The following is a 22655-nucleotide window of genomic DNA, read 5'->3' on the forward strand; positions in this document are numbered from 1 at the left end:
GCGTGGACGCACTGCAGCGATGTTGTCACCAAGGGCACACATCCGCAGCGCCGCGACCCCCCGTACGACGGGCGTTCCGGACCGGGTACGCGGGGCCCCCGGCGGGCGGACGAGGAGGACGGACGCATGCGACGGTCGCGCCCGGTCGACGAGCGCGTGCCCGCAGCGGCGTCCGCCGGGCCGCGGCCGCGACCCACCCCGCGCCCCCGGCCCTACCCGCGGACCGCCGGGGACACACTGCCCGCTCCCGAGGCCCCGTCGCGGCCCACCCCGGCGCACGCGGAGGACGTCGCCACCGAGCCGGAGGCCGCAGCGACGCGCTCGGGCCGGTCGCCGCTGCCCGTGCCGCCGCCGCTGCCGGCCCCCGCGGAGCTCGACGCGCCGCTGCTGGACACCCCGCTGCCCGTCTGCATCCGGCCGCTCGTCTGCTGAGCTCGGGCGGGCAGCTGGGCCCGGGACCCCCGGCGGACGTGGCCGCGGACGCCACTAGGGTTCCCCGGAGATCCACCAGCCGCCCGGAGGGGCGGTGGAGGAGCGACAGTGGAGGTCGTCGTGCCGGGACTGCCCTTCCGCGGCCGCCGCGCCCGCCGGGCGGACGTACCGGACGAGGAGACGCGGGCCCACGTCGCCGGCGCCGCCTCGGCCGCGGCCGCCGAGGTCGAGCCCGCGCCGGCCGCCGTCCCGGACCTGACCGCGGCGGCGTTCTTCGACGTCGACAACACGATGATGGTCGGCGCCTCGATCTTCTGGTTCGCCCGCGGCCTGGCCGCCCGCAAGTACCTCACCACCCGCGACATGTCGCGCTTCGTGTGGCAGCAGGCGAAGTTCCGCATCGCCGGCAACGAGAGCGCCGGCGACATGCACACCATCCGGGAGAGCGCGCTGGCCTTCGTCGCCGGGCGCCCGGTCACCGAGATCGTCCAGGCCGGCGAGGAGATCTACGACGAGCTGATGGCCGACCGGATCTGGGCCGGCACCCGGGTGCTCGCCCAGCAGCACCTCGACGCGGGGCAGCGGGTCTGGCTGGTGACGGCGACGCCGGTGGAGCTGGCCGGCATCATCGCGCACCGGCTGGGGCTGACCGGCGCGCTCGGCACCGTCTCCGAGGTCGTCGACGGGCACTACACCGGGCGGCTGGTCGGCGAGCTGATGCACGGCGAGGCCAAGGCCGAGGCGGTCCGGGCGCTGGCCGAGCGGGAGGGCCTGGACCTCTCGCGCTGCACCGCCTACAGCGACAGCTCCAACGACCTGCCGATGCTCACGCTCACCGGCCGCGCGATCGCGGTGAACCCCGACACCGAGCTGCGTGCGGTGGCCCGGTCCCGCGGCTGGGAGATCAAGGACTTCCGCACCGGCCGCAAGGCCGCGAAGACCGTCGTGCCCACCGTGGCCGCCGCGGCGCTCTCCGGCGGTCTGGTCGGCGGCGCGCTCGCCCTGCGCCGCCGCAACAAGATCTCCTGAATGACGTGTCGGAGCGGCCCGGCTGCGGGCCCGGCCCTGGCGTGGTGAGGCGCTGGAACGGCCCCGTCCAGGGCACCGCCCCGAGCGTGCGAGGGGTGGGGAGGACGGGGTCCTCCCTCAGCTGAAGACGGACCTGCGCTGCAGGAGCAGCTCGTAGAGCGACTGCTGGATCGTCTCGCGCACCTGGTCGGTGAGGTTGAAGACGAGCATCGGGTCCTCGGCGGCGGCCGGCCCGTAGGACGCCGTCTCGATCGGCTCCCCGAAGGCGATCAGCCACTTCGACGGCAGCGGCAACAGCCCCAGCGGGCCGAGCGCGGGGAACGTCGGCGTCACCGGGAAGTAGGGCAGACCGAGCAGCCGGGCGAGGGTCTTGACGTTGCCGATCATCGGGTAGGTCTCCTCGGCCCCGACGATGGCGCACGGGATGATCGGCGCACCGGTGCGCAGCGCGGCGGTGACGAAACCGCCCCGGCCGAACCGCTGCAGGGTGTACCGCTCGCGGAACGGCTTGCCGATCCCCTTGAAGCCCTCGGGGAACACCCCGACCAGCTCGCCGCCGGTGAGCAGCCGCTCGGCGTCCTCGTTGCAGGCCAGCGTGGAGCCGAGCTTGCGCGACAGCGAGCCGATGACCGGCAGGTCGAACACCAGGTCGGCACCGAGCAGCCGCAGCCGGCGCCGGGCCGGGTGGTCGTCGTGCAGCGCGACGGTCGCCATCATCGCGTCGAACGGCACCGTCCCCGAGTGGTTGGCGACGACCAGCCCGCCGCCGGTGTCGGGCACGTTCTCCACCCCGTGGGTCTCGACCCGGAACCAGCGCGAGAACAGCGGCCGCAGCAGGGGCAGGAGCACGTGGTCGGTGAGGTCGGCGTCGAACCCGAACTCGTCGGTGTCGTAGTCGCCGGTCAGCCGCCGCCGGAGGAACTCCAGGCCGCCGGCGACCTGCTCCTCCCACGAGGCGGACGACGACGGCGGGACCCGCGGCTCGTCGTCGTCCGGCCGCAGCTGGATGACCCGTGCCTCAGGCATCGCGCACCGCCCGCAGGCCCGGGGTCGGCGGTGCCGGCCACAGCCGCTCCCCCACCGCACCCGCCGCCGAACCGACGCGGGCCACGAGGCCCTGCGCCCGCGTGGTCACCCCGGCGACCACCTCGGGCGGGATCACCGGCGTCAGGGTGCTCGCGTAGTCGGCCAGCGCCTGGTCGGTGGTGTACCGCGGGGTGTAGCCGAACTCCTCGCGCAGCACGGTGGTGTCGACGACCCGGCCGAAGTTCAGGAAGCGCATCTGCTCCGGGGAGTAGTCGACGTAGCCGAACCGGCGGGTGAACCGGCCCAGGGACCCCAGCGCCGGCGAGGGCAGCGGGACCTGCAGCCGGCCCAGCCGGCGGATGACCTGTGACAGCAGCAACGTGCCCTCTCCGCCGACGTTGACGGTGCCGGCGAAGTCGCCGGTGGTGGCCCGCGTCAGCACCGTCAGCGCGTCGTCCTCGTGCAGCAGCTGGACGCGGGCGTCGTACCCGAGCGCCGTCGGGACCAGCGGCATGCGCAGGAAGTTCGTGAGCACCGAGTCGATGCGCGGGCCGATGAAGTTGGTGAAGCGCAGCGCGGCCACCCCGACGTCGGGACGACGGCGCGCGAAGGACCGGACGTAGCCCTCGATGTCGAGGCTGTCCCGGGCGAAGCCCCCCGAAGGGACCCGCCGGGCCTGCATGGCCTCGGTGAAGACGGCCGGGTCGCGCGAGGAGGCGCCGTAGACGGCACTGCTCGACTTCAGCACGAACCGGCGGACCGACGACGCCCGCTGGCAGGCGGCCAGCAGCTGCATCGTCCCGATGACGTTGAGCTCCTTCATCGGCCCCCGCCCGCCGGAGCCGGCGGGCGTGGAGCTGATGTTCATGTGCACGACCGTGTCGACCGCCGCCGTCGCGATGACCTTGCCGATCAGCGGGTTGCGGATGTCGGCGCGCACGAACTCGGTGCGGCCCAGCCGGCGGACCACCTCCGGCGACGGGGGGACGGTGTCCACCCCGATGACCCGCTCGATGGTGCGGTCACGAGCGAGCTCGGCCGCCAGCGCACCACCGAGCCACCGGCTGACACCGGTGACCAGGACGACGGCAGGCGGCACGAGCGTCAGCTCACTTCTTGTTGCGGCGCTGGACGCGGGTCTTCTTCAGCAGCTTGCGGTGCTTCTTCTTCGCCATCCGCTTGCGGCGCTTCTTGATGACCGAACCCATGTGCGTGCTCCCGACGTCGTTGCGGCGCGGCGGCCACCGCCGACCGGGAGGTCGTACCGGGCACCGCGCGAGGTGATCAGCTCGTGTGCGACGACCCGGACCGGATCGGTCCCGGCGTCACTCGGCGCCCGAGCGTACCCGGCGGCCCCGCGGCGACGCTGCCGCGTGGGCCTACCGGCGATCCGGACCCACCCACGAGGGGTGGGGTGGTGCAGCGGGCCTCCGCCTCCCGTCGCGAGGGGAGCGGCGGCCACGGCCCTCTTGCAGGCAGAAGGACCTCGCCCCTCTCAGCCCTCGCGAGCTCGGGCTGGGCCTCCGGGCGACGCCAGCCCGCCAGCGGTGGGGGCAGGAGGGTCCTCCCTCAGGCGATGTCGGTGTAGGCGTCGCGCAGGTAGTCCTGCACGGCGCGCTCGGGGACGCGGAAGGAGCGGCCGACGCGGACGGCGGCGAGCTCGCCGGCGTGCACGAGGCGGTACACGGTCATCTTCGAGACGCGCATCATGCTGGCGACCTCGGCGACCGTCAGGAAGGTGACGGCAGCGCGGGGGGCCGGGACCGGCGGGCGGCCGACGGGCATGGCGGCGGGGTGCTGCGGCGGGATCGGGCGGGCCATGGTGGCGGCCTGGATCGGCCGGCCGACGGGACGCGGGCCGGGGACGCCGGGGCGGGCGTAGGCGGCGGGAACGGTGCGCTGGGGCATGGTCATCTCTTCATCTCCGGACCTAGCACGCGCCGGGCGTCGGCTTCCCCACCGACTACGGAGCCCGCATGTGCTGACACAGAGAGTAGGGGGACATGCGTGACAGAAGCGATGGAAGAAACGAACAGGGGGAACGGTCCGTCCTGGGCAGAAGTAGACCTATGTAGCCGTATCGACATGTCCCCGGGCGCGTCGTCGACGACACGTCCCGAACCGATCACGGATCGTCAACACATCGATGCTGCGTCGCGTTACGGTCACCGGTCGCGTGCGGCCCGCCCCAGCTCCACCGAGCGGTCGTGCGCCGCCTCGATGGCGGCGATGAGCGCCGCGCGCACGCCGTGCCGCTCGAGCTCGCGGACGGCGGCGATCGTCGTCCCGCCGGGGCTGGTGACCGCCTCCCGCAGCTGCACCGGGTGCTCACCGGAGTCGCGCAGCATGACCGCCGAGCCGAGCGCGGTCTGCACGATGAGGTCCACGGCCAGGTCGCGCGGCAGGCCCAGCAGGATGCCGGCGTCGACCATCGCCTCGACCAGGTAGAAGAAGTAGGCCGGGCCGCTGCCCGACAGCGCCGTGACGGCGTCCTGCTGGGTCTCCGGCACCCGCCGCACCCGCCCGACGGCGGCCAGCAGCGTCTCCGCCTCGTCCAGGTGACCCTCGTCGGCGTGCGCTCCGGCCGAGAGCACGCTCATCCCCTCGTCGACCAGCGCCGGCGTGTTCGGCATGACCCGGACGACGGGGACACCCGCGGGCAGGGCGGCCTCGATGGTCGCCGTCGGGACGCCGGCGGCGACCGACACCACCAGGTGACCGGTGTCCACCGAGCCCGCCAGGAGCGCCAGCAGCGTGCCGATGTCCTGCGGCTTGACCGCGAGCAGCAGCACCCGCGCCCGGGCGGCGGCCTCGGCCAGCCCCAGCACCGGGACGCCGTAGCGCGCGGTCAGCTCCGCGGCCCGCTCCGGGTGCCGCTCGCAGACGACGATCCCGTCGGCTCCGCTGCGGCGGACGAGGCCGGAGAGCAGCGCCTCCCCGATCTTGCCGCCGCCGATGATCGCCAGCCCCGAGCGGCCGGTCCCCCCGGCGCTCACGACCGGCCCTCCGGACGACGCGCGGCGGGGACCGGGGCACCCGAGCGCAGGACCACCCGCACCCGGTACCCGCCGGTGACCGACCGGCGCTGCTGCTCGCTGCAGACCTGCCACGGCATGACGTACTCCCAGCTGTCGAGGACTCGTTCGTTCCAGGCGGCGCGCTCACCGGCGACGGCGACCAGCCGCGGGTCTGTCGTGCCGACACCGGGGCGCCCGCGCGCACCCCGCCGCGGTGGCGTCGACGGCGGCACGGGCCGGGTCGGCGACCCGCGGACCGGCGTCGGGGGGGACGTCGAGCAGGCGGCGCACGGGAACTGTGATCTGCGCACGCACGAGGCCGAACCTAGTGCTAGGGGCGTGTGTGCTCCTGGGGGGCGGGGTAGCCGCCGCCGCATGGCTGACGAACTCAACGGGTTGACGGTGGCCGTCCTCGCGACCGACGGCGTGGAGCAGGTGGAGCTCGATCGGCCCTGGCAGGCGCTCGAGGAGGCCGGTGCCCAGCCGGAGCTCGTGTCCCTCGAGGCCGGTGAGATCACCGCCTACGAGCACATCGACAAGGGCGACAGCAAGAAGGTGGACGCGGTCGTCAGCTCGTCCGACCCCGACGAGTACGACGCGCTGGTGTTGCCCGGCGGCGTCATCAACGGCGACTTCGTCCGCGCCGACGCCGACGCCGTGGCCTTCGTGAAGGCGTTCTTCGACGCGGGGAAGCCGGTGGCGGCGATCTGCCACGCCGGGTGGGTGCTCGCCGAGGCCGACGTCGTCCGCGGGCGGAGGATGACCTCCTGGCCCTCGCTGCAGACCGACCTGCGCAACGCCGGCGCGACGTGGGTGGACGAGGAGGTCGTCGTCGACGGCAACCTGGTGACCAGCCGCAACCCCGACGACCTCGACGCGTTCACCGCCGCGATCGTCGAGCAGTTCGCCGCGGAGCCCGCCGAGGACGAGGACGCCGACGACTGAAGGACCCCGTCGGGGTCCAGCGGGGCCGGTCGGTGGGGCGGGGCGTCTCAGAGGGTGTTGGGTAACCGCCTGACTACTGGTCTCTGTCGAGATCCTTGGCGAGGCGACGGGCAGCTTCGGTCTCGATGGCGCCGTGGGGTTGGCGGTCCTCACCGGCCAGGCGGGCGGCCATCAGCCGGATCATCGCCACCTTGATCATGGCCTCGGCGTGACTGGTCTTGCGTTCGTAGTCGCGTGCCAACCGTCTGCACCTCGTCAGCCAGCCGAAGGTCCGCTCCACCACCCAGCGGCGGGGCAGCACCTGAAAGCCCCTGCGGTCAGCGTTGCGCGCCACGGCCACTATTTCGAGGTCTTCGGCGCGCCGGGCCCAACCGACCAGCCCGGCATCGACCACGTTGACGTAACCGCCGTCGACCCAGACCAGCGCCAGCAGCGGGAACAACGCATGGATGCCGGTCAGCACCTGCCGGGCGCCGGCGCGGTCTTGCACGCTGGCCGAGTGCACCACCGCGCGCAGCAGCAGGCCGCCGGTGTCGACCAGTAGATGCCGTTTGCGGCCGCGTACCCGCTTGCCGGCGTCGTAGCCGATGGCCTCCCCGCCCTCGGCGCTGCGCGCGGACTGCGAATCCAGCACCGCCGCCGACGGCTGCACGGTGCGTCCCTCCCGGGCCGCAGTCGATCGCGCAACTGGTCGTGCACCCGGTCCCAGGTGCCATCGGCGCTCCAGGCGCGGAACCATCGATAGGCCGCGTCCCAGGGCGCCAGGTCATGCGGCACCTGACGCCAGGCGCAGCCACTGACCAGCACGTACAGGATCGTGTCGAGCACCAGCCGGCGGTCGTACGTCAGCGGCCGCCCACCGCGCCGAGGATCACGAACCGGCAGCAGCGGCTCGACCACCGCCCACTGCGCATCGGTCAGCGAACTGGGATACGCCTCCCGATCCAGGCATTCGCACATTCACCTGGACCATCACCGGCCGACCATCCCCATCGGGTTGCCACGCCGGGCGCGCACCTGATCCGGCCAGACCGGCACCCGAGGTGGTCGGTCAGTTACCCAACACCCTCTCAGCCGGTGGAGAGCAGGCCGGCGGCCGGCGCGATGGTGAGCAGGGTCCCGGCGAAGACCAGGACGGCCACCAGCCGCGCGCCGACCGGCTCCCGGTCCTGACGCTGCCGCCACGCGCCGACGCCGCCGACCAGCCCGGCCACCGCGACCGGGGCCAGGAGGACGGCCAGGTAGGGCAGCTGCTGCCAGAGCACGGTGAACAGGAAGTAGATGCCGACACCGGCGGCCAGCGCGAGCACCAGCTCGCCGCCGAAGCGCAGCCACGCCATCGCGCCCTCGCGGGGGGCGAGGCCATCGTCCTCCAGTAGCGGCGGGTCGTCGGCCCGGACGACGGGGATCGGGCCCGTCCGCGGCCCGGGTTCGGCGGTCACCCGCTCACGGGGCGCCCGCCCCCGGTCCTCACGCCCCCGGTCCTCCCGCGAGCGGTCCTCCCGCACGGCCCCGTCGGGCGTGACCCCGGCTGCGGTCGCGCCCGGGACGCCGGGCTTGCGCGAGGGCCGCAGGCCGGGAATGGCCGCGGTGGAGGGCTCCGGCTGCCGGCGTCCGGCCCGCCGGTCGGGCCGCGGCGCGGCGGAGGCGTCGTCCCCGGCCCGGTCGGTGGCGCGCCGTCCGAACTCCGGCCGGTCGGCCACCCGCCCGGTGTCCCCCGTGCCGCGCTGGCGGACGCCGGTGTCCTCGAGCTCGTCCCCCCGCCGGCGCCGTCCGCGGGTCGGTGACTCGACCCCGGCCTCGCGCAGGATGTCGGCCAGCGGACGGCCGCCGGTCTCCGGGTCGCGGCGCCCCTCGCCGCGGCTGCCGGGAGGAGTGCTCATCTCTCGTCCTCCAACGAGTCCAGTCGCCGGAGGATGACGCCCTCCCGCAGCGCCCACGGGCAGATCCGCACGGACGGTACGTCCAGTGCCCGCATCGCGGCCCGCGCCACGACGGCACCCCCGGGGATCTGGTGGGCGCGGTCGGGTGACACGCCCTGCAGCTCGGCCAGCGCGGAGGACTCGATGCGGGCCACGAAGCCGAGCAGCTGCCCGAGCCCGTCGAGGGTCAGCTGGCGCGGCGCGCGCAGCCCGGCGGAGTAGGGCGCCGCGCCGGTCAGCCGGGCCAGCGTCCGGAACGTCTTGGACGTCGCCGCCACCAGGTCCGGCGGTCCGCCGGCCAGCAGCTTCTTCGCCGCGGGCTTGAGCAGGTCGGCGGCGTGCTCGTCGAGCTCGGCGAGCGCCCGCAGGTCGGGGCGCCCGCCGGTGCGCGCCTCGGGGAGGAAGCGCCGGGTCATCCGGCCGGCGCCCAACGGGAGCGACAGCGCGACGTCGGGGTCCTCGTCCAGCCCGCTGGCCAGTTCCAGCGACCCGCCGCCGATGTCGAACACCAGCAGCCGGCCGGCGCTCCACCCGAACCACCGGCGGACGGCGAGGAAGGTCAGCCGCGCCTCCTCCTCGCCGCTGGTCACCTGCAGCTCCACGCCGGTCTTCTCCCGCACCCGGTCCAGCACCTCCATGCCGTTGCGGGCCTCGCGGATCGCCGAGGTGACCAGGGTCAGCACCTCGTCGCAGCCCTGCTTCTCGGCCTGCTCGCAGGCCTTGCGCACGGCCCGGAGGAGTGCCTTCTCGCCGTCCTTGGACAGGACGTCGTCGTCGCCGACGTGCTCGGCCAGGCGGAGCAGCCACCGGTCGTCGTGCTGCGGCGTCGGGTGGCCGCCCCGATGGGCCTCGACCACCAGCAGGTGCACGGTGTTCGAGCCGACGTCCAGCACCCCGAGCCTCATGCGGTCAGTCTGCATGGCCCCCTCCAGGGGCTCGCGCCGAGCGGAGCGGGGCGTGAGGGGGAGGAGGTCCCTTCTCTACGCTGGACGGGTGCACGACGTCCCGCCCGAGGTGCCGCTGGACTTCGCCCGGGAGTGGGTCGAGTTCCCCGACCCGGCCGACCCGCACCACGTCGTCCGGGCCGACCTGACCTGGCTGGCGTCCGCGTGGACCTGCGTCTTCGGCCGGGGCTGCGCCGGCGTCGTCGAGGGCCGCCCGGACGACGGCTGCTGCAGCCACGGCGCCTTCTTCGCCGACGAGGACGACCTGGCCCGGGTCACGGCCGCGGTCGCCGACCTCACCGACGAGGACTGGCAGCTGGCCCCCGTCGGCCGCGGCGCCTGGACCGAGGAGGACGACGCCGACGAGGAGGGCGGCGTGCGCTCGCTGCGCACCCGCCTGGTCGACGGCGCCTGCGTCTTCCTCAACCGGCCCGGCTTCCCCGGCGGCACCGGCTGCGCGCTGCACCGGATGGCGCTGCGCGAGGGGCTGCACCCGCTGCTCACCAAGCCCGACGTCTGCTGGCAGCTGCCGGTGCGCCGCGAGCAGGAGCATGTCGAGCGGCCCGACGGCACGACGGTGCTGGTGTCGAGCATCGGTGAGTTCGACCGCCGCGGCTGGGGTCCCGGGGGGCAGGACCTGCACTGGTGGTGCACCGGCTCCCCGGCGGCGCACGTCTCCGCCGAGCCGCTCGTGGTCACCTACGCCGGGGAGCTCACCGCCCTGCTGGGGACGGCGGCCTACGCGGAGCTGCGGCGGCTGACCGAGGAGCGCCTGGACCGGGGCCTGGTCGCCCCGCACCCGGCCAGCCCGCCACCCGTGCCGGTGACGCTGCACCGCCGTCGTCCCTGAACCTGAACGTCTACCCGATCGGGGTTCCGACAGCACCGGGCGGCCACGCGGCGCCACTACCCTCTCCCCGACTGACCGACGAGCGGACGGCGGGACCAGTGGACGAGGAGCGCGCGACGGCGGGCCCTCCCGCGGCCGGGGAGCGCACCACGGCCGGGACCGCGCGCCCCGACAACGCCTTCTTCGCGCTGGTCCGCATCCCGGTCTTCCGCCGGCTGTGGGCGGCGATCACCGTCTCCAGCCTCGGTGACTGGCTGGGCCTGCTGGCCACCACGGCCATGGCCCAGCAGCTCACCCGGGAGGAGTCTCTCGCGGTGCAGGGGGCCGCGATCTCCGGCGTCATCCTCACCCGGCTGCTGCCCGACCTGGTGCTGGGCCCGCTGGCCGGAGCGCTGGCCGACCGGCTGGACCGCCGGACGACGGTCGTCGTCGGGGAGCTGCTGGCGCTCACGCTGTACCTGTCCATCGCGGTCACCTACGAGCTGACCTGGCTCTACGTCGCCCAGTTCCTCGTCGAGGCGGTCGGGCTGTTCACCAACCCGGCCAAGCAGGCGATGTGGGTGTCGATCGTGCCCCGCGAGCGGCTGGCCGTGGCCAACCAGGTCTCGCTGTTCTCCGTGTACGGCGCCGTCCCCGTCGCCGCCCTGGTGTTCGCGCTGCTGTCGACGGTCAGCCGGCTCATCGGCGAGGGCGACGGCAGCGAGGCCCGGACGGCGATCGTCGTCGCCCTGGTCTTCAACGCCGGCAGCTTCGGCCTGAGCGCGGCCACCGTGTTCCTCTCCCGCCGGCTCATCCCCGGCACGCCGGTCGACCGGGACGGCGGGCAGCGCAACGTCTTGTCGCTGGTCGTGGAGGGCGTGGCCTTCCTGCGCGGGCAGCCGTTCATGCGCGCCCTCTACGTGGGCGTCATCGGCGCGTTCGGCGCCGGCGGCCTCACCGTCGGGGTCGCCCAGCTGTACGTGGCCACGCTGCGCGCCGGTGCCGCCGGCTACTCGGTCGTGTTCGGCGTGGTCTTCACCGGCCTGGCCATCGGCATGCTCGCCGGGCCGCGGATCCTGCCCACGGTGCCGCGGCGCAGCGTGTTCACGCACGCCATCGGGCTGGCCGGGGTGGCCCTGCTGGTGATGTCCCTGCTGCGGGACTTCGTGCTGGCCACCGCCGCGGCGTTCTGCGTGGGCCTGTTCGCCGGCGTCAGCTGGATCATCGGCTACACGCTGATCGGCTTCGAGGTGGAGGACCGGCTGCGCGGCCGCGTCTTCGCCTTCGTCATCTCCTCGGTGCGCATCGTCCTGCTCCTGGCGGTGGCGGTCGGCCCGGGCCTGGCGGGGCTGCTCGGCACCCACGACGTCCGCCTGGGCGACCTGGTGCTCACCCTGACCGGCCCCGGCCTGACGCTGCTGGTGGGCGGGGTGGTGGCCCTCGCGGTGAGCGCCTACGCCACCCGCCAGGTGGTGCCGGCGCGCTCGCGCACCCGGTTCCGCGACGTGCTCCGGCTGCTGTGGGGCCGCTCGGACCTGTTCTCGGCCGCCTCCAGCGGCGTGGGGCTGTTCATCGTCGTCGAGGGGGCCGACCGCGAGCTGACCCGCCGCTACGCCGCGGACCTGGCGCAGGTGCTGCGCGACTGCGGCTGCCCGGTCGAGGTCACCTCCGAGCCCAGCGACACCCAGTTGGGCCGGCAGGTGCGCGGTCTGCTCTTCCCGCCTCCGCCCGGCTCGGGCACCGGCTTCCCGCAGCCGGAGCCGGCCGTCGACGACACCGGCAGCCCGATCGGCGCGCACACCGCCGCCCTGCTGGCCGCCGCCGACCGCGCGCAGCACGTCGCCGCGGTGATCCGCCCGGCCCTCGAGCGCAGGCGGGTGGTGGTCAACACCCACTACGTGGACACCTCGATCGCCTTCCACGGCGCCGGCCAGGGGCTGGACGCCGACCGCATCTTCCGGACGTCGCTGTGGGCCACCCGCGGGCTGCTGCCGGACCTCACCGTCGTCGTCGACTCCCCCGTCACCTCCGCCCCTGCGGACGCGGACGCGGAGGCGGTGCGCCGCGCCTTCCTCGCCCAGGCCGAGGCCGCACCCGACCGCTACGTCGTCGTCCCCGGGGAGCTGCTGGACACCGACGGCGAGGAGGGGATGGTCTCCCCCGTCGTCCGCCGCCGGCTGGCCACCCTGGTGGCCACGCGCTACCCGGCCCCCGCCGAGGAGTCCCCGGTTCCCGCGGAGCCGGCGACACCCGGCGCGACCTCCACCGCTGCCGCGGAACGGGCGGGTCGCTCCGTAGGCTGACCGGGTGGAGGAGCTCACCGGCTGGACGGTCGAGGACACCGAGGACGTCGTCTGCTGCCTGTGCCGGGTGCCCGGCACGCTGGTGCACGACGTCGCCCCGTTCGGGGTGGTCCGCTGCCCGCAGTGCGAGCTGGTCTTCATCAGCCCGCGGCTGCGCCCGGAGGCGCTGCAGCGGATCTACGACGACGCCGGCTACTTCGAGGGCGGCGTCTACGGCTCGGCGGTCTCCACCGATGCGGCGCCCTCGGTCGAGGCGGGCCTCTCTCCCGCGATGCTGCTGCAGCGCACCTGGACGGCGGGCCGGCTCGCCCTGATCGACCGCGAGCGGGGCGGCGCGGCGGCGGGCGGGCGGCTGCTGGAGGTCGGCGCGGGCTACGGCCTGTTCCTGGCCGCGGCCCGCGCGGCGGGCTGGACGACGTCCGGCGTCGAGCTCTCCCGCACCGGGGCCAAGCACGCGCAGGACACCCTCGGCCTCGACGTGTTCTGCGGTCAGCTCGAGGAGGCGCCGCTGACCCCCGGCTTCGACGTCGTCTGCGCCTGGGACACGGTCGAGCACGTGCCCGACCCGCTGTCGTTCTGGCGGACGGTGCGCTCGCAGGTCGCCGACGACGGCGTGGTCCTGTTCTCGACGCCCTACGTCTCCTCGCTCCCGGCTCGGCTGCTGGGCACCCGCTGGTGGACGCTCAAGCCGACCGAGCACATCTGGCACTTCACCCCGCGCACCCACGCGCTGCTGCTGGCCCGGGCCGGACTGGCGCTGACCCGCGTGGTGCGCAACCCGCTGGCCCCGGCCAACGCCGGGCGGCTGGACTCCCTGGTCGGCGTCGCCCGGCCGATCCCCGACGCCTAGGCCCGGGTCCTGTCGGCCCGCTGCAGGGTCCCGCCGCTGGCCCCGTCCCGGGCCCCGCCCCGAGCATGCGAAGGGTGGGCAGGACGGGTCCTTCCACGGTGGGGGGCAGGGGGTCCTCCATCAGGCCGCCTGGTCGTCGTCCGCCGCGGCGAGCGCGCGGCGGAAGGTCTGCCGGTAGGCCCGAGGGGAGACGCCGCGGCGGCGGGTGAACTGCTCGCGGAGGCCCGCGGCGGTGCCGAAGCCGACCAGCCGCGCGATCTCCTCGACCGGGGCGTCGCTGCCCTCCAGCAGCGCCTCGGCCGCGGCCAGTCGCTGGGCCAGCAGCCAGGCGTGCGGCGTCGTCCCCGTGGTGGCCTTGAACCGGCGAGCGAAGGTGCGCGGGCTCATCAGCGCGCGGCGGGCGAGCACCTCGACGCTGACGTCGCCGGCGAGGTTGCTCTGCGCCCACTCCAGGACCGCGCCGAGCAGGTCGTCCTCGACCTCGGCGACCGGGGAGTCGATGAACTGCGCCTGCCCGCCGTCGCGGTGCGGCGGCACCACCATCTCCCGCGCCAGTGCGTTGGCGGCCGCCGCGCCCCACTCGCGGCGCACGAGGTGCAGCAGCGTGTCGACGCCGGCCGCCGTCCCGGCGCCGGTGAGGATCCGGCCGTTGTCGACGTAGAGCACCGAGGGGTCGACCTCGACGGCGGGGTAGCGGGCGGCCAGCTCCCCGGCGTACTTCCAGTGGGTGGTGACCCGCTTGCCGTCGAGCAGCCCGGCCTCGGCGAGCACGAAGGCGCCCGTGCAGTGGCTGATGATCGTGGCGCCGCGGGCGTGCGCCTCGCGCAGGGCGTCGAGCAGCACGGGCGACGGGACGCGGTCGAACAGCTCCCAGGCAGTGATCGAGACGATGTCCGAGCGGGCCAGCCGATCCAGGCCGTGTTCCACCGTGATCGGGATGCCGGTGTCGGTGCGCAGCACCCCCGGCGCCTCGCTGACCAGCGCGAAGTCGAAGCGCGGCAGCCCCATGTGCCGACGGTCGTAGCCGAAGACCTCGGCGCACACGCCGAGCCCGAAGCTGCCGACGAGACCGTCGGCGACGACGACGCTCACGACCAGCGGGCGCTCGTTCCCTGCCATGCACGGAGTATGGCAGGAATACTGCGATCTGGGTCACTCCTGCCACTCGTCGGACCACGCTCCCCGGAGCACGCTCGTCCCATGTTGCTGATCACCTGCCCCGTGACGAACACGGACGAGTTGGTCGCCGAGCGGCGCATCCGCTCGGTGGTCAACCACCCGACCCACATCGCGCTGCACGTCGAGTGCCCCTGCGGCGGCGTGCACGTCTACCGCACCGGCCGCCGGTGGGAGTCCGCCCGCCGTCCGGCCGCCGCTCGACCTGCGCCGGAGCTCACTCCGGCCTAGGCTCGAACACATGAGCGAACCGACTGCCAACGACGACCGCAGCGCCGAGAAGGACCCCTCGGACTGGGTGACCGGTGACGAGCCCGCCACCGGCGCGCAGAAGAGCTACCTGCACACGCTGGCCCGCGAGGCCGGCGAGGAGGTGCCGGACGACATCACCAAGGCCGACGCCTCGCGCAAGATCGACGAGCTGCAGGACGAGACCGGCCGGGGCCAGTAGCCCCGGCCGGGGCCCTCCCTCAGGCCTCGAGCTTGTAGCCCAGGCCGCGCACGGTCACCAGGTACTTGGGGTTGGCCGGGTCCGGCTCGATCTTGGCGCGCAGCCGCTTGACGTGGACGTCGAGGGTCTTGGTGTCGCCCACGTAGTCCGAGCCCCACACCCGGTCGATCAGCTGGACCCGGGTGAGCACCCGCCCGGCGTTGCGCAGCAGCAGCTCGAGCAGGTCGAACTCCTTCAGCGGCAGCGCCACCGGCTCGCCGTCCACCGAGACGACGTGCCGCTCCACGTCCATGCGCACCGGGCCGGCCTCCAGCGCCGACTCCACCAGTGCCTCCACGTCGCCGCGGCGGCGCAGCACCGCGCGGATGCGGGCGACCAGCTCGCGGGCCGAGTAGGGCTTGGTCACGTAGTCGTCGGCGCCGAGCTCCAGGCCCACGACCTTGTCGACCTCGGCGTCCTTGGCGGTCAGCATGATGATCGGCACGCTGCTGCGGGAGCGCAGCTGCCGACAGACCTCGGTGCCGGGCAGCCCCGGCAGCATGAGGTCGAGGAGGACGACGTCGGCGCCACCGCGTTCGAACTCGGCGAGCGCCTCCGGCCCGTTGTTGGCCACGACGGCGTCGAACCCCTCCTTGCGCAGCATGTACGACAGCGCGTCGGAGAAGGACTCCTCGTCCTCCACCACCAGCACTCGGGTCATGACCGTCCCTTCGGGGCGTCAGCGGCGGGCGGACCGCCGGCGAGGTCGTGCTCGGCCGGCGCGTCGCCGGCGGGTCCAGGAGTGGCGGGGGTGTCCGCGCCGGCGGCCAGCGGGATCCGCAGCGTGAAGGTGGAGCCGAGGCCCTCCTCGCTCCACACGCTCACCGAGCCGCCGTGGTTGGTGGCCACGTGCTTGACGATGGCCAGCCCGAGACCGGTGCCGCCGGTGCGGCTGGCCCGGGACTGGTCGACCCGGTAGAAGCGCTCGAACACCCGCGAGCGGTCCTCCCGCGGGATGCCGATGCCGTTGTCGGTCACGGTGATCTCCACGAAGCCGGCCCGGGCCCGGGCGCTCACGGCGATCCGGGTGTGCTCGGGGCTGTAGGCGACGGCGTTGGCCAGCAGGTTGGTGACCGCGGTGGCCAGCTGGTACTCGACACCGCGCACGACCAGTCCGCCCTCACCGCCGGTGACGATCGCGATCTGCTTGGCCGAGGCGGCCAGCTTGGTGCGGTCGACGGCCTCGGCGATGACCGTGTCGACCTCGACCGGCACCAGCTCCGGCAGCGGCTCGCCGCCCTGGAGCCGGGAGAGGTCGATGAGCTCGCGGACCAGGCGGGCCAGCCGGTCGGCCTCGTGGGTCATGCGGGTGGCGAACCGGCGCACCGTCTCCGGGTCGTCGGCGGCGTCCTCGATCGCCTCGGCGAGCAGCGACAGCGCGCCCACCGGGGTCTTCAACTCGTGGCCGACGTTGGCGACGAAGTCCCGCCGGACCGCCTCCACCCGGCGGGCCTCGGTCACGTCCTGCAGCACCAGCGCCACCGGTCCCGCCGCCGGGTCCGATCCCCGCTCCAGCCGGACACCCAGGACGCCGACCTGCCGTGGCCCCCCGCCCACGACCGAGCCGGGCAGCGACACCTCGGCGCGCCGCCGGCCGCCGTCCCGCACCGCGCGGGCCAGCTCCAGCAGCTCGGGGACCAGCAGCCGGGTGTCGCGGACGATGCCCAGGGAGCGCGCTGCCGGGTTGGCCACGAGGACGACGTCGTCCGGGTCGATCAGGACGACCGCGGGATCGATCAGGTCGAGCAGCCGCCGGGACAGGACCGCCTCGGGGGCCGCTCCGTCGGACGGCGCGGACTGCTCGAGGTCGGGACGGCGCGGACGCCGCAGCAGCGTGGCGACCAGGACGCCGACGACCAGGCCGACGACGCCGCCGACCAGCAGGGCGACCGACGAGCTCACGCGCCGATGCTAGGCCGCGCTCCGCGACGGACACCCTCCATCCGGGTGACGGCGGCACCCCGGACCGTCACTGTTCACGTCCCGGTGCCCACCCGTTCACCGACAGGGCCGAAGTGGGTCGACGATCGGTCCTACCCTCGGGGTCCAGAGATCGTCGGGGCCTCGAGCAGCGGGTACCCCGAGCGTTGCGCCACGGCCGACAGGCCGACGAGGAGGACGACGGTGCGTCAGCACTACCACGAGGAACTCGACGACATCAACAACTGCCTGGTCGAGATGGCGAACTCGGTCGGGTCGGCCATGAGCAAGGCCACCACCGCACTGCTGGACGCCGACATCGAGCTGGCAAACCTGGTGATCGAGGGCGACGAGCACATCGATGCCACCCGGGAGAGCATCGAGCAGCGGTGCTTCACCCTGCTGGCCCGGCAGGCGCCGGTCGCCACGGACCTGCGCACCATCACCGCGGGGATGCGGATCATCAGCGACCTCGAGCGCATGGGCGACCTCGCCGTCCACGTCGCGAAGCTCGCGCGGATGCGCTTCCCCGAGCACGCCGTCCCGCAGGAGCTGCGGCCGATCTTCCTCCAGGCCGGGAACGTCGCCGAGAGCCTGGTGACCCAGACGGCGACCGTCATCGCCAAGCTCGACGTCGAGGCGGCCGCGGCGCTGGAGGCCGAGGACGACCTGATGGACCAGCTGCACCGGCAGCTGTTCAACGAGCTGCTCCTCAAGGACTGGCCGCACGGCATGGAGGCGGCCATCGACATCACCCTGCTCGGCCGCTACTACGAGCGCTTCGCCGACCACGCGGTCAGCGTCGCGCGCCGGGTCGTGTACCTGGTCACCGGCGAGCGGGAGATGCACGCGCATGCCGATTGACGATGGCACTGCCGTCCTACCGGACGGCACCGCGGCCCGGTGCCGTGCCCGACGGCGCTGAGCCCTCCCCGACCCTGGTCGGGGAGGGCTCCGCCCGCCCACTCCTCAGGCCGCCGTGCGGGAGCCCGTCCAGCGGCCGTGCGGGAGCCCGTCCAGCGCTTGTTCGCCGACCCCTCCGGGGCCGGCTCGTCAGCGCTTGCCCTGGTTCTTGACGGCCTCGATGGCGGCGGCTGCGGCGTCGGGGTCGAGGTACCGGCCACCGGGGTTGGTCGGGCGCAGGTCGTCGTCCAGGTTGTAGCGCAGCGGGACGCCGGTGGGGATGTTGAGCCCCACGACCTCGTCCTCGTCCATCCCGTCCAGGTGCTTCACCAGCGCCCGCAGGCTGTTGCCGTGCGCGGCGACGAGCACGGTCAGCCCCGCGCGCAGGTCGGGCACGATTGCGTCGTACCAGTACGGCAGCATCCGGACGACGACGTCGGCCAGGCACTCGGTCTGCGGGCGCACCTCCGGCGGCAGCACGGCGTAGCGCGCGTCGCCGTCCTGGGAGTACTCGCTGCCCGGCTCGATGGGCGGCGGCGGGGTGCTGTAGGAGCGGCGCCAGACCGTGAACTGCTCCTCGCCGTACTCGGCGAGCGTGGCGGCCTTGTCCTTGCCCTGCAGCGCGCCGTAGTGCCGCTCGTTGAGCCGCCAGGAGCGCTTGACCGGGATCCACTGCCGGTCCGCGGCGGCCAGCGCCAGCTCGGCGGTGGTGATCGCCCGCGTGAGCACCGAGGTGTGCGCCACCTGCGGCAGCAGGCCGTGCTCAGCGAGGAGCTCACCGCCCCGGGCGGCCTCGCCGCGGCCCTTCTCCGACAGCGGCACGTCCACCCAGCCGGTGAACAGGTTGGCCTTGTTCCACTCGCTCTCGCCGTGGCGGAGCAGCACGAGCGTGCCGGGGCGGGTCTGGGGCGAGTACATCGTCACGCGGCCATCCTGCCCGACCGGTGAGGTGATGGAACGGCCTCCCTGCAGGGTCCCGCCGCGAGCCTGCGAGCGGTGGGGGGCAGGGAGGTCCTTCATCCGGCGAGCAGCGGCCACAGCAGCCAGGCCTCGAACGCTGCCGGCGGCAGCAGGCCGCTGAACAGCCAGGGGCTGCGGACGGGGCGGTCCACCCCCCAGCGCAGTGCCGCGACGGCGGTCACGCTGCAGACCGCGCCGGCGGTCAGCCACAGCAGGGTGCCACCCACGTCGACGGCGAGGAGCTGGGCGAAGGTCAGCCGCACCGCGCACAGCAGCAGCGGGTACACCAGCGCGGTCGCGGCGAGCAGGCCCACGAGTGCCCGGACCTGCCGATGCTGCTGACCGGGACCCTCCTGCACCGCCGCCACGCTAACCGCTGACCGCGGCCGGCGGGCCGCCGTCAGCTCGTCGCCTGGGCCCGCCCCGGCAGCCAGACGAGGACGACGACGGCGGCCAGGGCGGTCGCCAGCGCCGTCCCCAGGGCGGTGAGGTGCATCGCCGCCACGAACGCCTCCCGGGCCGGGCCGACCAGGTCGCCCGCCGCGGCGGCGGCCTCGGGGTCCCCGCCCCCCACGGTCCGCTGCACCGCCGCGAGGGTGCCCACCAGCGAGGTGCTGGCCTCGGCCCGGGCGTCGGCCGGCAGCGCATCGACCGCGCTCCCGAGCCGGGCCGCGTAGGCGTTGGCCAGCAGCGAGCCGAGGACCGCCACCCCCAGCGCGCCGCCGACCTGGCGCACGGAGTTGTTCACCGCCGCGCCGGCGCCGGCCTTGTGCCGGGGCACCACCGACATGATCGACTCGGTCGTGGGCGCCATGACCGTCCCCATCCCGAGGCCCTGCACCGTCAGGATCACGAGGAGCAGCCACAGCGGCGAGGTCGTGTCCAGCAGCTGGAAGCCGCAGACCGCCGCGGTCAGCAGGCCGAAGCCGGCGCCGACGACGGCCTTGGCGCCGAACCGCTCGGCCAGCCGCGAGCTGCCCGGCGCCATGACCGCCATGCCCAGCGCCATGGGGATGAGCGCCGCGCCGCTGGCCAGCGGGCCGTGGGCGAGCACGCCCTGCAGGTAGTAGACGACGTAGAAGGTCGCGCCCATGAGGGCGAAGAAGTTCAGCCCGAGAGCGGCCGCGGCGGCGGAGAAGGCCGGGTTGCGGAAGAGCGTGACGTCCAGCGCCGGGTGCGCCGAGCGGCGCTGCAGCCAGACGAACAGCACCAGCAGGGCCAGCCCACCGAGCAGTGGCACGAGGACGCCGGGCGACCCCCAGCCCGCTCCCGAGCCGCCGTGGATGATCCCGTAGACCAGCCCGGCCAGTGCCAGCACCGACAGCAGGACGCCGGGGATGTCGAGCCGGCCCGGCGAGGGGTCGCGGGACTCCGGGACGACGAGCACCGTCGCCACGATGCCGAGGAGTGCGACCGGCACCGTGATGAGGAAGATCGCGCCCCACCAGAAGTGCTCGAGCACCGCGCCGCTGGCCAGCGGGCCGCCGGCGACGGCGATCCCGGCGGCGCCCGCCCACACGCCGATCGCGCGGCCGCGCTCACCCTCCGGGAAGACGTTGGTGATGACGGCGAGGGTCGTCGGCTGGACGGCGGCGCCGCCGATGCCCATGACCGCCCGCCAGGCGATCAGCTCGCCGGGGCTGCTGCTGAACGCGCCCAGCAACGAGCCGGCCGTGAAGACCGACAGCCCGATCAGCAGCACCCGGCGCCGGCCGATCCGGTCGCCCATGACGCCCCAGGAGAAGAGCAGACCGGCGAAGACGAGGATGTAGGCGTCGATCGCCCACTGCAGCTGGCCCTGGCTGGCGCCGAGCTGGCGCTGCAGCGTGGGGATGGCGACGTTGAGGGTCGTGTTACCCATGATCACCACGAGCAGGCAGACCGTCATGGTGGCCAGCACCCACCACCGGCGGGCGTGTCCGGGCGGCTCCTCGGCGGCCTCGGGGAGCGACCGTTCGGTCGCCGTCACGCCCCGCCGTCCGGGGCGCCGGTGGCGCGGGACCTGCGGCCGGGGTCGACGAAGTCGGCGAAGGCCTCCAGGTTGCGCAGGGACTCCCCGCGCTTGACCCGCCACTCCCACTCCCGCCGGATCGACGTGCCGAAGCCGATCTCGAGCATCGTGTTGAAGTGGTCGTCGGCGTAGCTGAGCACCGCGCCGAGGACGCGGTCCAGCTCCTCCGGCGTGACCGCGGCGTGCGGCAGCCGGCCGGTCAGGTAGACGTCGCCCACGCTGTCGATGGAGTACGCGACGCCGTACATGCGCGCGTTGTGCTGCAGCAGGTAGGTCCACAGCTGCTCGCGGTTCTCGTCGGGCTGGCGGCAGACGAAGGCCTCCACCCGCAGCGCGTGCTCGCCGACGATCAGCCCGCAGACGGTCTTGAGCTTCTTGGTGCCGGGCAGGTCGACCAGCCAGCGGCCCGGCGCGGGGTGCTCGTGCACCAGCTCGTCGTCGCGCAGCGTCTGCTCGATGACCGCGTCGAGCTCCTCGACGACGCTCACCGGGCCACCTGTGCACCCAGCGCCCGCACTCCGCCCAGTGCCCAGGCCGGGCGCAGCAGCGTGCCGGGAACCGCTCGCTGGGATGCTGCGGCCATCTCCTCCGCCGCGGCGGTGTAGGCCGCGACCAGGCTGTCGACGGTGCGCTCCCAGGAGAAGGCGCCGGCGTGCCGCCGTGCGCCCGCCGAGAGCAGCTCCCGGCGGGCGAGCACGGCGCGGATGGCCGCGGCGTAGTCGGCCGGGTCCCGGCCCTCGACCAGCACGCCGGAGACGCCGTCCCGGACGGCCGTGCGCAGGCCACCCACGGCGGCCGCGACGACCGGCGTCCCGCATGCCTGGGCCTCCAGGGCCACCAGCCCGAAGGACTCGTTGTGGCTGGGGACGACGGCGACGTCGGCGGCGCGGTAGTGCTCGGCGAGCAGCTCCACGTGCACCGGCGGCAGGAAGCGGAGCAGGTCGGCGATGCCGAGCCCGGCGGCGAGCTGCTCGAGCTGGCGCGGGGCCTCCAGGCCGGTGCCGCTGGGGGCGCCGACGACGTGCACCTGGAGGCGGTCGCGCAGCGCCGGGTCGTCGGCGAGCATCCGCGCGGCCGCCTCGAGCAGCAGGTCGGGGGCCTTGAGCGGCTGGATGCGGCCGACGAAGAGCAGGACGACCGCGTCCTCGGCGACCCCGAGCCGGCGGCGGGCCGCCGTCCGGTCACCGGGGGTGAAGCGGTCGAGGTCCACGCCGGGCGGGACGACGAGGGTGCGCCGCGGGTCGGCGCCGTAGTGGTCGACCAGCTGGCGGGCCTCGTCGGCGGTGTTGGCGACCAGCCGGTCGGCCTCGGCCACGACCTGCTCCTCGCCGATGACGCGGGCGCGCGGCTCGGGGCGGTCGCCGACCGCGAGCGCGGCGTTCTTCACCTTCGCCAGCGTGTGCGCGGTGTGGATGAGCGGCACGCTCCACCGGTCGCGGGCCAGCCAGCCGACCTGGCCGGACAGCCAGTAGTGCGAGTGGACGACGTCGTAGTGGCCCGGCTCGTGCTGGGCCTCCTCGCGCAGGACGGCGGCGGTGAAGGCGCACAGCTGGGCGGGCAGCTCCTCCTTGCCCAGGCCCTCGAACGGGCCGGCGCTGACGTGCCGCACGGTGACGCCGGGGCTCATCTCCACCACGGGCGGCAGGTCGCTGGACACGGCGCGGGTGAAGACGTCGACGGCGATGCCGCGCTCGGCCAGCCGGCGGGACACCTCGACGACGTAGACGTTCATGCCACCGGCGTCGCCGGCACCGGGCTGGTCGAGGGGGCTGGTGTGCACCGAGAGGGTGGCCACCCGCCGGGGCACGGCCGAGCGGGGACGGCGGCGAGCGGCCACGTGCGACCTCCCGCCTCGCTCCAGGGCGCCGGGAGGCACCCGCTCGACATTGCAGTCTGCA

General features: G+C 74.4%; 26 protein-coding genes. 9 read left to right on the top strand and 17 right to left on the bottom strand.

The annotated features are described in order from the left end of the window. Positions 1 to 126: 126 nt before the first annotated feature. Both GOBS_RS22455 and GOBS_RS22460 read left to right on the top strand, forming a co-directional pair. Complete coding sequence (locus tag GOBS_RS22455) at positions 127 to 432, top strand: hypothetical protein (RefSeq protein WP_041241628.1); 306 nt, start codon at positions 127 to 129, stop codon at positions 430 to 432. Between the two features lie 108 nt (positions 433 to 540). Beyond that, a complete protein-coding gene (locus GOBS_RS22460) occupies positions 541 to 1461 on the top strand; it encodes an HAD family hydrolase (protein ID WP_012950559.1) in 921 nt (306 codons plus the stop codon). Between the two features lie 117 nt (positions 1462 to 1578). Here GOBS_RS22460 and GOBS_RS22465 read toward each other — a convergent pair whose 3' ends face one another. From GOBS_RS22465 to GOBS_RS22485, 6 genes are all read right to left on the bottom strand, one after another. Continuing rightward, a complete protein-coding gene (locus tag GOBS_RS22465; RefSeq protein WP_012950560.1) occupies positions 1579 to 2487 on the bottom strand; it encodes a lysophospholipid acyltransferase family protein in 909 nt (302 codons plus the stop codon). After that, positions 2480 to 3586 carry an NAD-dependent epimerase/dehydratase family protein gene (locus GOBS_RS22470; RefSeq protein WP_012950561.1) on the bottom strand — a complete coding sequence of 369 codons (1107 nt, stop codon included), beginning with the start codon at positions 3584 to 3586 and terminating at the stop codon, positions 2480 to 2482. The genes GOBS_RS22465 and GOBS_RS22470 overlap by 8 nt, the downstream gene beginning before the upstream one ends. Before the next feature lie 10 nt (positions 3587 to 3596). Then, positions 3597 to 3695, bottom strand: coding sequence for a 30S ribosomal protein bS22 (locus tag GOBS_RS26630; RefSeq protein WP_012854759.1), 99 nt, complete (start codon positions 3693 to 3695; stop codon positions 3597 to 3599). A gap of 361 nt (positions 3696 to 4056) precedes the next feature. After that, the gene (locus tag GOBS_RS29960; RefSeq protein ID WP_243697575.1) at positions 4057 to 4401 is read right to left on the bottom strand and encodes a helix-turn-helix domain-containing protein; all 345 of its coding nucleotides are present in this window, start codon (positions 4399 to 4401) and stop codon (positions 4057 to 4059) included. A 251-nt stretch (positions 4402 to 4652) separates the two neighbouring features. After that, entirely contained in the window at positions 4653 to 5483 is an 831-nt protein-coding gene (gene proC, locus GOBS_RS22480; RefSeq protein ID WP_012950563.1) for a pyrroline-5-carboxylate reductase, read from the bottom strand. After that, positions 5480 to 5737, bottom strand: a complete 258-nt coding sequence (locus tag GOBS_RS22485) for a hypothetical protein (protein ID WP_041241629.1) — start codon at positions 5735 to 5737, stop codon at positions 5480 to 5482. The genes proC and GOBS_RS22485 overlap by 4 nt, the downstream gene beginning before the upstream one ends. Before the next feature lie 142 nt (positions 5738 to 5879). Here GOBS_RS22485 and GOBS_RS22490 point away from each other — a divergent pair, with 142 nt between their 5' ends. Further along, entirely contained in the window at positions 5880 to 6449 is a 570-nt protein-coding gene (locus tag GOBS_RS22490) for a type 1 glutamine amidotransferase domain-containing protein (RefSeq protein ID WP_012950565.1), read from the top strand. A gap of 73 nt (positions 6450 to 6522) precedes the next feature. On the opposite strand, the gene GOBS_RS22495 is transcribed toward GOBS_RS22490, so the two are convergent. The 3 genes from GOBS_RS22495 to GOBS_RS22505 form a co-directional block, all read right to left on the bottom strand. Next, a protein-coding gene (locus tag GOBS_RS22495) for an IS5 family transposase (protein ID WP_208104339.1) occupies positions 6523 to 7409 on the bottom strand; the annotation gives its coding sequence in 2 pieces (ribosomal slippage) (positions 6523 to 7118 and positions 7118 to 7409; 888 coding nt in all). A gap of 110 nt (positions 7410 to 7519) precedes the next feature. Further along, the gene (locus tag GOBS_RS22500; RefSeq protein ID WP_012950566.1) at positions 7520 to 8332 is read right to left on the bottom strand and encodes a hypothetical protein; all 813 of its coding nucleotides are present in this window, start codon (positions 8330 to 8332) and stop codon (positions 7520 to 7522) included. Further along, on the bottom strand, positions 8329 to 9291 hold the full coding sequence (locus tag GOBS_RS22505) for a Ppx/GppA family phosphatase (RefSeq protein WP_012950567.1): 963 nt from the start codon (positions 9289 to 9291) through the stop codon (positions 8329 to 8331). The genes GOBS_RS22500 and GOBS_RS22505 overlap by 4 nt, the downstream gene beginning before the upstream one ends. A gap of 73 nt (positions 9292 to 9364) precedes the next feature. Between GOBS_RS22505 and GOBS_RS22510 the strand changes: the two genes are divergently transcribed. From GOBS_RS22510 to GOBS_RS22520, 3 genes are all read left to right on the top strand, one after another. Next, a complete protein-coding gene (locus GOBS_RS22510) occupies positions 9365 to 10165 on the top strand; it encodes a DUF3109 family protein (RefSeq protein WP_041241630.1) in 801 nt (266 codons plus the stop codon). Between the two features lie 98 nt (positions 10166 to 10263). After that, entirely contained in the window at positions 10264 to 12447 is a 2184-nt protein-coding gene (locus tag GOBS_RS22515; protein ID WP_012950569.1) for a bifunctional MFS transporter/dTMP kinase, read from the top strand. Positions 12448 to 12451: 4 nt separating this feature from the next. After that, entirely contained in the window at positions 12452 to 13297 is an 846-nt protein-coding gene (locus GOBS_RS22520; protein ID WP_012950570.1) for a class I SAM-dependent methyltransferase, read from the top strand. Between the two features lie 120 nt (positions 13298 to 13417). Here the strand turns inward: GOBS_RS22520 and GOBS_RS22525 are convergent, their stop codons facing one another. After that, positions 13418 to 14416, bottom strand: a complete 999-nt coding sequence (locus tag GOBS_RS22525) for a helix-turn-helix domain-containing protein (RefSeq protein ID WP_012950571.1) — start codon at positions 14414 to 14416, stop codon at positions 13418 to 13420. A gap of 81 nt (positions 14417 to 14497) precedes the next feature. Here GOBS_RS22525 and GOBS_RS22530 point away from each other — a divergent pair, with 81 nt between their 5' ends. Both GOBS_RS22530 and GOBS_RS22535 read left to right on the top strand, forming a co-directional pair. Further along, entirely contained in the window at positions 14498 to 14704 is a 207-nt protein-coding gene (locus tag GOBS_RS22530; RefSeq protein ID WP_012950572.1) for a hypothetical protein, read from the top strand. A gap of 10 nt (positions 14705 to 14714) precedes the next feature. After that, on the top strand, positions 14715 to 14924 hold the full coding sequence (locus GOBS_RS22535; protein ID WP_012950573.1) for a DUF3072 domain-containing protein: 210 nt from the start codon (positions 14715 to 14717) through the stop codon (positions 14922 to 14924). Between the two features lie 19 nt (positions 14925 to 14943). On the opposite strand, the gene GOBS_RS22540 is transcribed toward GOBS_RS22535, so the two are convergent. Together GOBS_RS22540 and GOBS_RS22545 are read right to left on the bottom strand one after the other, a co-directional pair. Further along, the gene (locus GOBS_RS22540) at positions 14944 to 15624 is read right to left on the bottom strand and encodes a response regulator transcription factor (protein WP_012950574.1); all 681 of its coding nucleotides are present in this window, start codon (positions 15622 to 15624) and stop codon (positions 14944 to 14946) included. After that, positions 15621 to 16865, bottom strand: coding sequence for a sensor histidine kinase (locus GOBS_RS22545; protein ID WP_012950575.1), 1245 nt, complete (start codon positions 16863 to 16865; stop codon positions 15621 to 15623). The genes GOBS_RS22540 and GOBS_RS22545 overlap by 4 nt, the downstream gene beginning before the upstream one ends. A 222-nt stretch (positions 16866 to 17087) precedes the next feature. Between GOBS_RS22545 and phoU the strand changes: the two genes are divergently transcribed. After that, the gene (phoU, locus tag GOBS_RS22550) at positions 17088 to 17747 is read left to right on the top strand and encodes a phosphate signaling complex protein PhoU (RefSeq protein ID WP_012950576.1); all 660 of its coding nucleotides are present in this window, start codon (positions 17088 to 17090) and stop codon (positions 17745 to 17747) included. A 189-nt stretch (positions 17748 to 17936) separates the two neighbouring features. Here the strand turns inward: phoU and GOBS_RS22555 are convergent, their stop codons facing one another. From GOBS_RS22555 to mshA, 5 genes are all read right to left on the bottom strand, one after another. Beyond that, positions 17937 to 18704 carry a phosphoglyceromutase gene (locus tag GOBS_RS22555; RefSeq protein WP_041242639.1) on the bottom strand — a complete coding sequence of 256 codons (768 nt, stop codon included), beginning with the start codon at positions 18702 to 18704 and terminating at the stop codon, positions 17937 to 17939. Between the two features lie 98 nt (positions 18705 to 18802). Further along, complete coding sequence (locus GOBS_RS22560) at positions 18803 to 19105, bottom strand: hypothetical protein (protein WP_166487486.1); 303 nt, start codon at positions 19103 to 19105, stop codon at positions 18803 to 18805. Between the two features lie 41 nt (positions 19106 to 19146). Continuing rightward, complete coding sequence (locus tag GOBS_RS22565; RefSeq protein ID WP_012950579.1) at positions 19147 to 20715, bottom strand: MFS transporter; 1569 nt, start codon at positions 20713 to 20715, stop codon at positions 19147 to 19149. Then, complete coding sequence (locus GOBS_RS22570; RefSeq protein ID WP_012950580.1) at positions 20712 to 21245, bottom strand: type III secretion system chaperone family protein; 534 nt, start codon at positions 21243 to 21245, stop codon at positions 20712 to 20714. The genes GOBS_RS22565 and GOBS_RS22570 overlap by 4 nt, the downstream gene beginning before the upstream one ends. Then, positions 21242 to 22594, bottom strand: a complete 1353-nt coding sequence (mshA, locus tag GOBS_RS22575; RefSeq protein WP_012950581.1) for a D-inositol-3-phosphate glycosyltransferase — start codon at positions 22592 to 22594, stop codon at positions 21242 to 21244. The genes GOBS_RS22570 and mshA overlap by 4 nt, the downstream gene beginning before the upstream one ends. Positions 22595 to 22655: the final 61 nt, after the last annotated feature.

This window comes from Geodermatophilus obscurus DSM 43160 (assembly GCF_000025345.1).
GTDB classification, from domain to species: Bacteria; Actinomycetota; Actinomycetes; order Mycobacteriales; family Geodermatophilaceae; genus Geodermatophilus; species Geodermatophilus obscurus.

What these genes read in the sequence shown, in the direction of transcription:
- GOBS_RS22455 (WP_041241628.1), top strand. Translation starts at nt 127, where the DNA reads ATGCGACGGTCGCGCCCGGTCGACGAGCGCGTGCCCGCAGCGGCGTCC.
- GOBS_RS22465 (WP_012950560.1), bottom strand. Translation starts at nt 2,487, where the DNA reads ATGCCTGAGGCACGGGTCATCCAGCTGCGGCCGGACGACGACGAGCCG.
- GOBS_RS26630 (WP_012854759.1), bottom strand. Translation starts at nt 3,695, where the DNA reads ATGGGTTCGGTCATCAAGAAGCGCCGCAAGCGGATGGCGAAGAAGAAG.
- GOBS_RS29960 (WP_243697575.1), bottom strand. Translation starts at nt 4,401, where the DNA reads ATGACCATGCCCCAGCGCACCGTTCCCGCCGCCTACGCCCGCCCCGGC.
- GOBS_RS22490 (WP_012950565.1), top strand. Translation starts at nt 5,880, where the DNA reads ATGGCTGACGAACTCAACGGGTTGACGGTGGCCGTCCTCGCGACCGAC.
- GOBS_RS22500 (WP_012950566.1), bottom strand. Translation starts at nt 8,332, where the DNA reads ATGAGCACTCCTCCCGGCAGCCGCGGCGAGGGGCGCCGCGACCCGGAG.
- GOBS_RS22505 (WP_012950567.1), bottom strand. Translation starts at nt 9,291, where the DNA reads ATGCAGACTGACCGCATGAGGCTCGGGGTGCTGGACGTCGGCTCGAAC.
- GOBS_RS22525 (WP_012950571.1), bottom strand. Translation starts at nt 14,416, where the DNA reads ATGGCAGGGAACGAGCGCCCGCTGGTCGTGAGCGTCGTCGTCGCCGAC.
- GOBS_RS22530 (WP_012950572.1), top strand. Translation starts at nt 14,498, where the DNA reads ATGTTGCTGATCACCTGCCCCGTGACGAACACGGACGAGTTGGTCGCC.
- GOBS_RS22535 (WP_012950573.1), top strand. Translation starts at nt 14,715, where the DNA reads ATGAGCGAACCGACTGCCAACGACGACCGCAGCGCCGAGAAGGACCCC.
- GOBS_RS22540 (WP_012950574.1), bottom strand. Translation starts at nt 15,624, where the DNA reads ATGACCCGAGTGCTGGTGGTGGAGGACGAGGAGTCCTTCTCCGACGCG.
- GOBS_RS22555 (WP_041242639.1), bottom strand. Translation starts at nt 18,704, where the DNA reads ATGTACTCGCCCCAGACCCGCCCCGGCACGCTCGTGCTGCTCCGCCAC.